Origin of the sequence: Actinomadura sp. 6N118 (assembly GCF_044326415.1) — a bacterium.
Lineage (GTDB): Bacteria > Actinomycetota > Actinomycetes > Streptosporangiales > Streptosporangiaceae > Spirillospora.
Window position 1 is genome coordinate 61235 of record NZ_JBIRAZ010000001.1, and the last position, 13488, is coordinate 74722.

At 68.8% G+C, this 13488-nt stretch carries 7 protein-coding genes; 6 read left to right on the forward strand and 1 reads right to left on the reverse strand.

All coding sequences use genetic code 11. The features are described from left to right. The first annotated feature begins 12 nt into the window (after window positions 1-12). The 6 genes from ACH34W_RS00260 (at window position 13) to ACH34W_RS00285 (ending at window position 12016) form a co-directional block, all read left to right on the forward strand. Entirely contained in the window at window positions 13-1107 is a 1095-nt protein-coding gene (locus tag ACH34W_RS00260) for a LacI family DNA-binding transcriptional regulator (RefSeq protein WP_395958573.1), read from the forward strand. Window positions 1108-1292: 185 nt separating this feature from the next. Beyond that, window positions 1293-4292, forward strand: coding sequence for a glycoside hydrolase family 3 C-terminal domain-containing protein (locus tag ACH34W_RS00265; RefSeq protein WP_395958574.1), 3000 nt, complete (start codon window positions 1293-1295; stop codon window positions 4290-4292). A 153-nt stretch (window positions 4293-4445) separates the two neighbouring features. Continuing rightward, on the forward strand, window positions 4446-6986 hold the full coding sequence (locus ACH34W_RS00270; protein WP_395958575.1) for a glycoside hydrolase family 2 TIM barrel-domain containing protein: 2541 nt from the start codon (window positions 4446-4448) through the stop codon (window positions 6984-6986). Window positions 6987-7129: 143 nt separating this feature from the next. Beyond that, window positions 7130-9994: a beta-galactosidase gene (locus ACH34W_RS00275; protein WP_395958576.1), complete on the forward strand. Its 2865-nt coding sequence runs from the start codon at window positions 7130-7132 to the stop codon at window positions 9992-9994. Beyond that, on the forward strand, window positions 9991-11445 hold the full coding sequence (locus tag ACH34W_RS00280; RefSeq protein ID WP_395958577.1) for an alpha-L-fucosidase: 1455 nt from the start codon (window positions 9991-9993) through the stop codon (window positions 11443-11445). The genes ACH34W_RS00275 and ACH34W_RS00280 overlap by 4 nt, the downstream gene beginning before the upstream one ends. Window positions 11446-11494: 49 nt before the next feature. Next, a complete protein-coding gene (locus ACH34W_RS00285) occupies window positions 11495-12016 on the forward strand; it encodes a hypothetical protein (protein ID WP_395958578.1) in 522 nt (173 codons plus the stop codon). 386 nt (window positions 12017-12402) lie between these two features. On the opposite strand, the gene ACH34W_RS00290 is transcribed toward ACH34W_RS00285, so the two are convergent. Continuing rightward, window positions 12403-13488, reverse strand: a complete 1086-nt coding sequence (locus tag ACH34W_RS00290; RefSeq protein ID WP_395958579.1) for a cellulose binding domain-containing protein — start codon at window positions 13486-13488, stop codon at window positions 12403-12405.

Consider the following 13488-nt stretch of genomic DNA (forward strand, 5'->3'; position numbering starts at 1 on the left):
TAGGGACGGTCCGTGGTCAAGATCACTGACGTGGCGCGCCATGCCGGAGTATCGCCGAGCACGGTCTCCTATGTGCTGAGCGGCAAGCGCTCGATCTCCGCGGAGACGGTCCGCCGGGTGCGGGACAGCATCCGGGAGCTCGGCTACCGGCCGCACGCGGGGGCCCGCGCGCTGGCGAGCAGCCGGTCCAACGTGCTCGCGCTGGTGATCCCGCTGCGCACCGGCATCCACGTGCCCGTCATCATGCAGTTCGCCGTCTCGGTCGTCACCACCGCGCGGCGGCACGACCACGACGTGCTGCTCCTCACCCAGGAGGAGGGCGAGGAGGGCGTGCGCCGTGTGGCCGACAGCGCCCTGGTGGACGCGGTGATAGTGATGGACGTGCAGTTGCACGACGAGCGCCTGCCCATGCTGCGCTCGCTGGACCGGCCCTCCGTACTCATCGGCTTCCCTGCCGAAACCGAGGGCCTGACCTGCATCGACCTGGATTTCCGGGCGGCCGGGGAGGCGTGCCTGGAGCATCTGGCCGGCCTGGGGCACCGCGCGGTCGGCCTGATCGGCTCGCCGCCGGAGGTGTACGAACGGGAGACCGGTTACGCACAGCGCACCGCCGAGGGGTTCCTGGCGGCGGCGGAGCGGCACGGCGTCGCGGGCACCGTGCACCCGTGCGAGGCCACCAGCGAGGCGGCCCGCGCGCTGGTGGACCGGCTGCTCGCCGAGCAGCCGGAGCTGACCGCGGTGGTGATCCACAACGAGTCGGTCCTGGCCCCGCTCGTCAAGGCGTTCCAGGACGCGGGACGGCGCGTGCCCGGCGACCTGTCCGTGGTCGCGATCTGCCCGGACGATCTCGCCGAGCACGCCGAGCTGCCGCTGAGCTCGGTCGCCATCCCCGCCGAGGAGGTGGGGCGCCGGTCGGTGGAGCTGCTCATGGCCAAGCTCGACGGCGCGGAGGTGCCGCCGGCCACACTCCTGCCGCCGCGGTTGACCGCACGAGCCAGTACCGCACACGTCGGCAGTGCGCACGCCGATACCGAACGCGCCGGCACCGCGCACGTCGGCACTGAACGCGCCGGCGCTGAACGCGCCGACACCGCGCCCGCGAACTGACGAGGAGACCTTCGCGCAGATCTTTTTCGACCTTCAATCGAAGCGCTTCGATTTAGTGCGATGTGCACTCGAGGCGCCCGGAACAACTGAATTCAACTGAATACGAAAGACCAACACATCGGGGGCGGGGGCCAATCCGTTAGTGCGTCCGTAAGTGCACAGCTTCGACGATGAGGAGAATCGTTGTGGCATCCACCCGTTCACCCGGCCGGTTCCGCCGGCCGCTGATTCCCTTGCTGTCCGTGGCCCTGGCGGCCTCGGTCGGCCTTGCCACCCCCGCCACCGCGCGGGACAGCCTGCCCTTCCAGAACCCGGCGCTCTCGCTCGACACGCGGGTCGCCGACCTGCTCGGGCGGCTGACGCTCGACGAGAAGATCTCACTGCTCCACCAGTACCAGCCGGCCATCCCGCGGCTGGGCATCAAGGCGTTCAAGACCGGCACCGAGGCGGTGCACGGTCTCGCGTGGACCAGCTGGGGCGACCAGAAGATCGACGCAGACAAGGGCACGGTCTTCCCGCAGGCCGTCGGGCTCGCCAGCACCTGGGACCCGAACCTGATCAAGCAGGTCGGCAAGACGACGGGCGTCGAGGCCCGCGGCTACCACTCCACCAACGACGAGCGGATGTACTGGGGCCTCAACCTGTGGGCCCCGGTGACCAACCTGCTGCGCGACCCCCGGTGGGGCCGCAACGAGGAGGGTTACTCCGAGGACACCGCGCTCACCGCCGCGATCGCCAACGCGTACGGCAAGGGCATGCAGGGAGACAACCCCAAGTACCTGCTCACCGCGCCCACGCTCAAGCACTACCTCGCCAACAACAACGAGACCCTTCGCTCCACCACGGACGTGCAGCTGCGCGAGCGGGTGCTGAACGAGTACGACCGCCAGGCGTTCAAGCCGATCCTCGCCGCCGACGGCGCGACCGGCGTGATGTCGGCGTACAACCTCGTCAACGGCCGGCCCAACGCGGTCAACCCCGACCTCGCCGGGCTCGTGCGGTCCTGGACGAAGAAGGACCTGTTCAACGTCACCGACGCCGGGCTGCCCGACAGCCTGGCGGCTCCGGGCACCGACCCGCGGTGGAACACCAACTACTACCCCGACTTCACCCAGGGCGACGCGGCGATCCTCAAAGCCGGCAACGACAGCTTCACCGCCAACAACCGGGACGCTTCGATCACGGTCACGGCGATCAAGGACGCGCTGGCCAAGGGGCTGGTCAAGGTCGCCGACATCGACGCGGCGGTCAAGCGCGCCCTGTCGATCCGGGTACGGCTCGGCGAGTTCGACCCGGACGGCGGCCCGTACGGGAAGATCGACACCTCGGTGCTCAACACCGCCGCGAGCAAGCAGCTCAACCGCCGCACCGCCGCCGACGCGATGGTGCTGCTGAAGAACTCCGGCAAGGCGCTGCCCTTGGCAAAGGGGGCGGCGAAGAAGGTCGCGGTCGTCGGGCCCCTCGCCGACGTCGTCTACACCGACTGGTACTCCGGCCAGATGCCGTACAAGGTCACGCCGGTGGACGGCATCAAGGCCAAGCTCGGCCCCGGCGCCACGGTCACCGGCGTGCGCGGTGACGACCGGATCGCGCTCAAGGACGTCAAGAGCGGAAAGTACGTCACCGGCGGTTCCGACGCCTCCGGTGCCGCGCTCTCGCTGAGCGACGCCGCGCCTGCCGCCACCTCGCAGTTCGACGTCACCGACTGGGGCGACGGGATCGTCACCCTGCGCAGCGCGGCCAACGGCAAGTACGTCGGCTGGAACTGGTCGAGCTTCGTCAACGACCAGGTCGAGCCGAACGGCTGGTTCGTCCAGCAGCAGTTCTCGGTGGAGAAGCAGTCCGACGGCAACGTCAAGCTGCGGTACGCGGGCTACGAGACCCACGAGTCGTGGTTCAGCTCGGGCAACTACGTCGCCATCGGCGAGGACGGCAAGCTGAAGCTCGGCACCAAGGACGCCGCCGCCGTCTTCGCCCAGGAGACGCTGGTCAAGGGCGCCGAGGCGGTGGCCAAGGCGGCCAAGGGAGCCGACCAGGTCGTCTTCCTGGCGGGCAGCAACCCGACGATCAACGGCCGTGAGAACTACGACCGGCCCTCCACCGAGCTGCCCGCCGGGCAGCGGGCGCTGATCCAGGCCGCGCTCCAGGCCAACTCCAAGACCACCCTGGTCCTGGAGAACAGCTACCCGGCCGCGATCAACTGGGAGCAGGAGCACGTCCCGGCCATCGTGTGGACCTCGCACGCAGGAGCCGAGACCGGCAACGCCCTCGCCGACGTGCTCTATGGCGACGTCAGCCCGTCCGGTCACCTCACCCAGACCTGGTACCGGTCCGACCGCGAACTGCCGAGCATCTTCGACTACGACATCATCAAGTCCAACCGGACGTACCTCTACTACCGCGGCAAGCCGCTCTACCCGTTCGGGCACGGCCTGTCGTACAGCACGTTCCGGTACGGGCGCCCGCAGGTCTCCGGGTCGGGCGCGAACGTGACCGTGAGCGTGCCCGTCACCAACACCGGCAAGGTCGCGGGCTCGGACGTCGTCCAGCTCTACACGCACCAGCGGACCTCGCGCGTCAAGCAGCCGCTCAAGCAGCTGCGCGCGTTCCAGAAGGTGCACCTCGCCGCGGGCAAGACCACGACAGTGCGGCTGACCTTCGCCAAGGCCGACCTGGCGCACTGGGACGTGACGCGCGGCAAGGAGATCGTCGAATCGTCCACGTATGACCTGATGGTCGGCGCTTCGGCGGGCGACATCCGGCAGCGCGCGTCGATCCGGGTGAACGGGGAGCGTGTCCCGGCCCGCGACCTGAGCAAGACCACCCTCGCGGCGAACTTCGACGACTATTCCCGCGTGAAGCTGGTCGACGAGTCCAAGGCGAGCGGAACGGCTGTCGGCGGCGCCGCGGGTGCGTGGATCAAGTTCGCGGGAACCGACCTCGGGTCCGGCTTGACCGGCGTCAAGGCCCGTGTGGCCAAGGCGGGTGAGGGCACTGCGACGATCCAGATCCGTCTGGGGAGCCCGAAGGGGCGTCTTGTCGGCACTGTTTCGGTGCCGTCCACGGGAGACAAGTACGCCTACCGCGATGTCACCGCGGCAGTCAGCCGGGCCACCGGCCGCCAGGACGTCTACCTGGTGTTCGGCGGCGATGTACGGCTGAGCTCCTTCTCCTTCACCAAGTAACGGCTGCTTCATCCGGTAACGAACTGCTTCACCAGGTAACGGACTGGGCGCCCCGCCTCAGAATCCGCCTCCGCCTCCGCCGAGAGGTGGAGGCGGATGCGGGGCGCCCCAACCTCCCACCCCAGGGCCATACGAGACCCCGGAGGCTCGTCCATGTGCTCGTTCCCGTACCTGCTCACACGCTCGTTCATGCGCACCCGTGTCCTTCTCTCCGCCCTGATGATCACCCTCGCCGCGATCCTGGTCCCCTGCGGTGAATCGGTCCTGGCCGACTCTGCCGGCGCCGCCTCTGCTGGCCAGGGTGGATCCGCCCCCCGCAAAGAGGTGTCCCTGGACCGTGGCTGGCGGTTCCACCTGGGCGACGTGCCCGATGCCGAGAAGCCCGGCTACGACGACACCGGCTGGGGCCGGGTCACCCTGCCGCACACCTGGAACGCCACCGATGGTGAGGACGGCGGCGACTACCACCGTGGCGCGGGCTGGTACCGCACCCGCGTCCCGATCCCGGCGTCGGCCGCGGGGCGCCGCGTGTTCCTCCAGTTCGACGGAGCCAACCTCGTCACCGACGTATGGGTGGACGGCCGCCGGGCCGGCCGTCATGAGGGCGGCTACGCGGCGTTCCGGTTCGACGTCACCGAGCTCCTCGTGCCCGGCCGCACCGCGCTGGTCGCAGTCCGGGTCGACAATTCCAACAACCCCGGCGTCCCGCCGCTGATGGGCGACTTCACCATGTTCGGCGGGCTGCATCGCGGCGTCCGGATGCTGGTGACGGCCCCCGTGCACGTGGACGCCCTCGACCACGGCGGGCCGGGCGTGTACGTCCGGCAGACCGGCGTCGGCCGGGCCCGCGCCGATCTGGCGGTCACCACCCGGGTCACCAACGACACCGGCACCGCCCGGCGAGCCCAGGTGCGCACGGTCGTCACGGACGCGGCCGGACGTCCCGTCGCCACGATGTCGGCGACAGCGGAGATACCGGCCGGCCGGACGCTCCCTGTCATCCAGCACGCCACCATCGACCGGCCCCGGCTGTGGGACGGCCGTGCCGACCCCTACCTCTACCAGGTGCGGGCCGACGTGACGGCGGGCGGCACCGGCGACCGGGTGGAGATCCCGCTCGGCATCCGCACCGTCGCCGTCGACCCCGCCCGCGGCTTCCTGCTCAACGGGCGGCCGTACCCGCTGAACGGCGTCAACCTGCACGCGATGCGGCGGGGCAAGGGCTATGCGATCAGCGACGCCGACGTCGACGCGGACGTCGCCATGATCGAGGAACTGGGCGCCACCGCGATCCGGCTCGCGCACTACCAGCACCCCCAGCGCGTCTACGAGCTGGCCGACCGGCGAGGCCTGGCGCTCTGGACCGAGATCCCGCTGCTCGGCGCGGTCACCGACTCCGATGCGTTCCGTGCCTCGACCGCGCGGCAGACGCTGGAGCTGATCCGGCAGAACCAGCACCATCCCGCCGTGGTGGTGTGGGGCGGCGGCAACGAGATCTACAACCCCAACGCCGCGGCCAACCGGGTCCTGAGCGAGGTCGCCGCGCTGATCAAGGCGGTGGAGCCCGAACGGCCCTCGACGTACGCCTCCTGCTGCTTCTCCGACACCGACCCACTGACCGGGCACACCGACACCATCGGCTACAACCGCTACTTCGGCTGGTACGACGGTGCCCCGGCCGACATCGGGCGGTGGGCCGACGGCCTGCACGCGCAGGACCCGGGCCGGCGGATCTCGGTCAGCGAGTACGGAGCAGGGGCCAGCGTCGTGCATCACCAGAACCCGCCGGTGAAGCCCGACCCGCCGGGGGAGTTCCACCCCGAACAGTGGCAGGCGGCCTACCACGAGGAGAACTGGCGGCAGCTGCGTGCCCGGCCGTATCTCTGGGGCAGGTTCATCTGGCTGATGTTCGACTTCGCCTCCGACGGCCGGGACGAGGGCGAACGGCCGGGCTTGAACGACAAGGGCCTGGTCACCGCCGACCGGAAGATCCGTAAGGACGCCTTCTCCTGGTACCAGGCGAACTGGTCGTCGAAGCCCGTCGTGCACATCACGTCGCGGCGCGACACCCCGCGCTTCACCGGCACGACCGACGTGCGGGTGTACGCCAACACGGGGGCGGTGGAGCTGACCGTCAACGGCGAGCGGCTCGGGCGCAGGACCCCGGACGACCACGTGGCGACCTGGACCGGCGTGCGGTTGCGGCCCGGTGCCAACACCGTCATCGCCAGCGGCGGCGGCCGCACCGACCGGGTGACCTGGTGGCGGGACGCCGGAGGAGCCAGGACCGAGGTCCACGTCGACGCGGGCACCGGCCGGCCGGCGCCGGGATACGCCGCCGACCGGAACGCCTCCGACGGCGTTACGGGACGGATCCGGACGCCCATCGCGGCCCCGTACCGCACCCACCGCAAGGGCACGTTCGCCTACCGGCTGCCGGTGGCGAACGGCACGTACCACGTCGATCTCAAGTTCGCCGCCCCCGCCGGGGCCGGGATCTTCAACGTCAACGCCGAGCGCCGCAGGATGATCGCCGGCCTGGACGTGGCCGCCGTCGCGGGAGCAGACGCCCCGCTCGACCGGCGCGTCACGGTCGAGGTCACCGACGGCGTGCTCGATCTGGAGTTCGTGCCTCGGCTCGGCGATGCGACCGTCTCCGCCATCACCGCCATCCGATCTGCGGAAGGACGCTAGCGATGCGACCACCCCTCAGAAAAGGCAGTCCCGGCAAAGACAGCGCTGGCAAGGGCAGCCCCGGCAAGGGCAGCGCTGGCAAAGACAGCATCCGAAGAAAGGGCTCCCGTAGAAGCGGCTCCCGAAGCGGGGGCTCCCGCAGGATGCTTGCGCTGCTGCTCGCGACGCTCATGGTGGCTGCCACGTTCTGGGCACCCGCGTCCCCTGCCGCCGCCACCAAAGCCCCCGCTGGGGCGACCCCGGCCCTGGCTTCGGCCACCTCGGCCACTAAGGCCCCGACCTCCCCGGCCAGGGTCACTTATGACAAGTACTCGCTCATGGTCAACGGCAAGCGGGTGTTGTTGTGGTCGGGGGAGTTCCACTACTTCCGGCTGCCCAGCCAGGAGCTGTGGCGGGACACCCTGGAGAAGGTCAAGGCCGCCGGCTTCAACGGCGTCTCGCTCTACTTCCACTGGGGCTACCACTCGCCTAAGCAAGGCGTGTACGACTTCACCGGCGTCCGGGACGTCGACCGGCTGCTGCGGTTGACCGAGGAACTGGGCCTCTATGTCGTCGCCCGCCCGGGCCCGTACATCAACGCTGAGACGACGGGCGGCGGTCTGCCCGCCTGGCTGAAGAACGTGCCGGGACGCGCTCGTTCCAGCGACCCCGGCTACACCGCGGCCTACCGCGAATGGCTTGACCACATCAACCCGTTCATCGTCCGCCACCAGGTGACGCGCGGCGGCTCGGTCATCGCCTACAACGCCGAGAACGAATACGCCGTCAACACCGACCGCGCCTACATGGCCGACATCTCGGCCAGAGCGCGCGCGGCCGGGATTGACGTACCCATCACGCACAACCAATGTTGCGACGCCGCCGACTGGACCACCGACTGGTCTACGGGACAGGGCGCCGTGGACATCCTCGGCGTGGATGACTATCCGCAGGCGTTCAACTGCCCTGACCCGCGTACATGGGGCACCTGGGGGACGGGTGTCACCGAACGCAGGAGCAGGGAGGCACCCGTCTACGCCGCCGAATACCAGGCAGGCGCGATCGACCTGAACGACGCGGGCTACGAGAAATGCCGGGAGCTGACAGGCCCGGACTACATGAAGGTCTATTACAAGTCCAACCTCGTTACCAGCGGCGCCACCATGTTCGGCTACTACATGGCGTACGGAGGCACCTCGTGGGGCTGGCTGCCCCAGCCGAACGACGTCTACACCTCCTACGACTACGGCGCCGCCATCACCGAGAACCGGCAGCTCACCACCAAATACGACGAGTTCAAGCGGCAGGGACTCTTCCTGACCACGGCGGCGCCGGTGACCAAGACCGACCCCGCGTCCGCCCCGGCTTCCAGCAACGCCGCCGTGCACACCGAGGCTCGCGCCAACCCGGACACAGGCACCCAGGTCGTGCTCGTACGCCACGCCGACCGCACCACCGACGCCGATGAGTCCGCCACCCTCACCTGGGCGGCGCCCGACGGCTCGTACACCGTGCCGGTCCGCGTCAAGGGCCGCGACGCCAAGCTGCTGCTCGCGGGCTACGACATGGGCGGCCAGCGGCTGGCGTTGAGCACCTCCGAACTGCTCACTCACACCGAGTCCGGCGGCCGGGACGTCGCCGTGCTCTACGGCAAGGAGGGGACGCAAGGCACCACAGTCCTCCGTTACGGCTCGCGCCCGACGGTCAAGGTGCTCTCCGGCTCGGTCCAGACCTCGTACGCCAACGGCAACCTCACGCTGGACTACGACCACAAGGGCCTCGCCCGCGTGCTCATCAGCGACGGTGGCCGCCGGCCGCTCCTGCTGCTCCTCGGCACTGACGCTGAGGCGGCGAAGTTCTGGCGTGCCGACGGCGTGCTTGTCCGCGGCACGTCCCTCGTCCGCTCGGCAAAGGGCCAGAGCACCATCCACCTGCGCGCCGACCTGGCCAAAGCGGGTGACGTAGAGGTGTTCGCCCCGGCCAAGGGCCTCACCCTCAACGGCAAGCGGCTCACGGCCCGGCGTACCGCGAGCGGTTCGCTCCTAGCTCATGCGGCAGGCCCCAAAGCCGTCCGCCTACCTGAGTTGACCCGCTGGCGGAGCGCTGAGGGAGCTCCCGAGGCCAAGCCAGGCTTCGACGACTCCCGCTGGACCGTGGCGGACAAGACCACCACGGTGAGCCCGATCAAGCCGAAGACGTTGCCCGTCCTGTACGCCGACGACTACGGCTACCACCACGGGCACGTCTGGTATCGGGGACGCTTCACGTCCAACGGCCAGGAGAAGACCGTCGACCTCAACGCCATCACCGGCCGGAAGGGCGTCTACCAGGTCTGGCTCAACGGCAGTTACCTGGGTTCGGCCGCCGGAGGTGTCCAGGCCGACGCCGGCGACGCGTCCACCCCGCCCAACCCCGACCCCGGACCGGGCCACTTCACGATCCCGTCCGGCCTGCTGAAAGCCGGGAAGCCCGCGACCCTCGCCGTTCTCGTCGGCAACATGGGCCACAACGACGACTGGACCGCCGAGGACGTCCGCCAGAAGCAGCCGCGCGGCCTCGTCGGCGCCTCGGTCGGGGACGCGGCCATCACCTGGAAGATCCAAGGCGCCCGCACCACCGACCCCGTCCGGGGTCCGCTCAACAACGGCGGCCTCATAGGCGAACGCCTCGGCTGGACCCTCCCCGGTTATCCCGACCGCACGTGGCGTTCAGCGCAGTCCACCATCGCCCCGGGCTCGTCCTGGCTCCGCACCACGTTCAACTTGGACCTGCCGAAGGACCAGGATGTTCCCCTGACCCTGCGCTTCCCGCAGGGCAGCGGAAAGTACCGCGTCCTCCTCTTCCTGAACGGCTGGAACATGGGCCAGTACCTTTCCACCGGCCCCCAGCGGGACTTCGCACTGCCCGCAGGCATCCTCCGTGAGCGGGGCCGCAACACCCTGGCCCTGGCCGTCATCGCCGAAGAGAACGCCACTATCGGCAAGCCCACTCTCGTCCCCGTCGCCAACCATCGAGGCGGTGCACGATGACACTCCACCGGAGAACCTTTCTCGGAGCGGGCGCCGCTCTACCCCTGCTCGCAGCCACGCCCGCGTCCGCGTCCCGTTCCATGGGCAACCGCTACCGCCTCCAGAAGCGCTTTGTCGACTGGCGCTTCGGGATGTTCCTGCACTTCAACATGGGCACCTACCACGACGCGGAGTGGGTCGAGCCCGACCAGGACCCGCGTTCGTTCAACCCGACCCACCTCGACTGCGGCCAGTGGGCGGACGCGGCCAAGGCAGCAGGTATGAAGTTCGGCGTCCTCACGGCCAAACACCACGACGGCTTCTGCCTGTGGCCCACCAAGAAGACCGACTACAAGGCCCAGCGCGATATCGTGCGCGAATACGTCGACGCCTTCCGGTCCCGAGGCCTCACACCCTGCCTCTACTTCTCGATCTGGGACCGCACCAACGGCGTCGGCCCCAAGGGCTTCGACGACCGCCCGCCGATCACCCGCGAAGCCATCGACTTCGTCAAGGCCCAGCTCACCGAACTGCTCACGGGCTACGGCCCCATCCCCCTGCTGATCCTCGACGGCTGGGCCTGGCACTGGGCGTTCAACCACCAAACGATCCCCTGGCACGAGATCCGCGAGCACATATCCTCGCTCCAGCCCAACTGCCTGGTCCTAGACCTCAACGGCCTCGCCGTGCCGTGGCACTCGGACCTGCTCTTCATCGAGGAGACCAAGGGCGGCGTCTTCTGCCCGCCGGGCAATACCTACGCCGCGTCCCAAGGCCAGACGATCGCCCCCGCAGGCTGGTTCTGGCACCCCTCAACGCCGACCAACCTGCTCACGCCCAGCCAAATCGTCGACGGCCACCTAGCCAAGCTCGAACCCCGCTACTGCACGTTCATCCTCAACTGCCCGCCCAACCCGCAAGGCCTCCTGGACGACACAGTCGTCCAAACGCTGCAGGAAGTAGGCCGCCAGTGGCGCCCCGCGAAACGCCCACCCCTCCCACGCCAACCCGACGTGGTGAGCCACCCCCTGACCCCCACCACTGCGACCGCGACAACCGGTGAGGCCGCCAACGCCATCGACGGCCACAGCGACTTCGGCTGGAACGGCCAAGCCGACCAGACTCTCTGGACAACCTCAGAAGGGCCGCAGTCCATCACCATCGACCTGGGCAAGGTCTTCGTGGGCATAGATGTCCTGACTTACCTCCCGCGCCAGGACACCGCCAAGGATTTCGTCCTAGAGGATTTTGTAACGACCGGCAACATCACGTCCTACCGAATATCCGCAAGCACCAACGGCAAGACGTTCCGCCCCCTAACCCAAGGCACGTGGTCGAAAGACCACACCCTCAAAGAAGCGCGCTTCCGCCCCACGATCGCCCGTTACCTGCGCCTAGAAACCCCTGGCCCAGCCATAGCAAGCGAAATAGGGTGCGGCGGCCTCAGAGCCAAACCCAGACCCCTCCGCTAACCAGCCAGCGGGCGCCCGGCTCGTCCCGGGCGCCCGCTACCCTCGCGCGATGGCCCCCCTCCTCAGAACCATCGAAGAAACCCCCTGGATCGCCGGCATGCTCGCGGCGATCTTCGATTTCGACGTCACCGACCCCTCGCACACGCCCGTCGAGCCCCTCCATCTCGCCGGCGGCGACCGCCTGGACGCGATCGCCCGAGACGGCGCGGGCGGCACGTACTACCTCTGCGGCGATGGCGAGGAGCGCCCCGTCCTCTACGCCGACTCAGAAGGCGGAGCAACCCTCCTGGCCCCCTCCCTGGCGGCCGCGCTGGCGATCATCATCCAGCTGCCCTTCTGGCGGGACTGCCTGGGCCCCGGCGACCTGGAAGAGTCCCGCCTCTCCGCCCTCGAACAGGAGTACGTAGACGACGAACCGGACCTCCCCCTCCACCGCACCCAGCTCCTGGCTGCCCTAGATCTCACCCCGGGCGACGGCCTCTCACTGCTGCGGGCCACAGCGAGAGGCGCCGGCCCCGAGTACGTGGTGCTCACCGAAGACGGTCACCCGTACGAATCACTTTGTACGTAACGTGCGTGACGAGATTCGTCCCCCGACGCTCACCGGCTCCAGCAAAGCGACTCCGACAGAGAGCAAGCTGACGACCAAGCCCATCGCGTCGTCCCTTCACAGACCTCAGCCAGTCGGACGCGCTGTCACGGGAGGTGGTTTCTTCGGGATGCAAACCTGCGTTCAGTGGGGCGGAAGGAAGAGGTCAGTTAGTGGGGGAGCGGCGCGGCGAGGCCCTTGTCGTCTACGACCTGGGCCTCGCCGCGGCGCATGCGGACTGTGTCGCCGTGCTGATGCGGCCTGCCCGCCGAGGTGTTGACGGCGGAGCTGCTCAGCTTGGTCTACCAGTGCGACATCGAGGTCCTAGCGCATCCGCGTATCTCCCGTCTGTTGGTGATTTTCCGGCGTCATGACACTGCGCAGGGGGTGCCGTTGAGGGTGAAGGTGTCCGGGCGGGTGAACGTGCCCGTGTAGGTGCCCTGGAAGCCGAAGGACTGGCTGCCGTTGGGCGGGATCGACGCGTTGTGGTCAACGGCGCGGGCCGTCACGGCGCCGGTGGCCGGTGTGACGGTGGCGTTCCACGCGTTGGTGATTCTTTGGGTCGAGGGCAGCGTGAAGTTGAGCGACCAGCCGTTGACCGGGGTCGTGGCGGAGACGTTCACGTTCGCCGTGAAGCCGCCTGACCAGGTGCTTGTTGTGTAGGCGACCTTGCAGGACGGAGGTGGATCCTCACCGCCGTTCTCCGTGGTCGCGGTGAAGGAGTTCACCGCCAGCCCGGTGCCGTTCTGCCACGGCTCGAAACCGGCCTGCACGCTCGTCACGTACCAGCTGGGATTGGCGAGGCCGTGGCTGATCGCCTGGTCGACGAAGTCCATGACATCGAAGCTCCAGCTGCTGATCGCCGCCGGGGCCACGAACGAGATCACGTCGTTGCCGCCGTTGTTGCCGGTCCAGATCTCCCAGCTCCGGCCGCCGACGGTGGTGGTGCCGACCGGCCTGCCGATGGGCTGGATCGGCCCCACACGGTTGAACCAGATCATGATCTCGGTCTTGTTGACGCCGTCCCGTTTCGGTGTCGGGTCGAGCCAGATGTCGTAGGACGCGTTGTAGATCGAGTCGCCGGTGTAGGTGTAGGAGATGCTGCTGTTCAGCCTGCCGATGGTGCTGATCTGCGCGGGCAGGGTGCTGCCCGGCGAACAATTGGTGTAGTGACAGCCGAGGAAGACCGACGGATAGGACTTCGGTGCTCCATTGGTCGGCACCGAGCCGTCGGCCCGGACGATCCGGAAGCCGGACCCGGTGGTCTCGATGCACTGTGTGGCGGACGTTCCCCAGCGGTTGTTCTGCACCACGTACTTGCCCTGGATGGTGGCGCTGCCCCATTGCTCGCAGAGCTGGACGTCGGCGCGGGCGGGCGCCGCGGCCGCCGGCGGTGCCGGCATCGTCAGTGATGCTGCGGCGAGGATCGCCACGAGGAATAGCCGGTGGACCAT

Bases quoted from the DNA above. Each gene is read 5' to 3' on its own strand.
- ACH34W_RS00270 (WP_395958575.1), top strand. From the start codon at position 4,446: ATGTGCTCGTTCCCGTACCTGCTCACACGCTCGTTCATGCGCACCCGT.
- ACH34W_RS00275 (WP_395958576.1), top strand. From the start codon at position 7,130: ATGCTTGCGCTGCTGCTCGCGACGCTCATGGTGGCTGCCACGTTCTGG.
- ACH34W_RS00280 (WP_395958577.1), top strand. From the start codon at position 9,991: ATGACACTCCACCGGAGAACCTTTCTCGGAGCGGGCGCCGCTCTACCC.
- ACH34W_RS00285 (WP_395958578.1), top strand. From the start codon at position 11,495: ATGGCCCCCCTCCTCAGAACCATCGAAGAAACCCCCTGGATCGCCGGC.
- ACH34W_RS00290 (WP_395958579.1), bottom strand. From the start codon at position 13,488: ATGGTCCACCGGCTATTCCTCGTGGCGATCCTCGCCGCAGCATCACTG.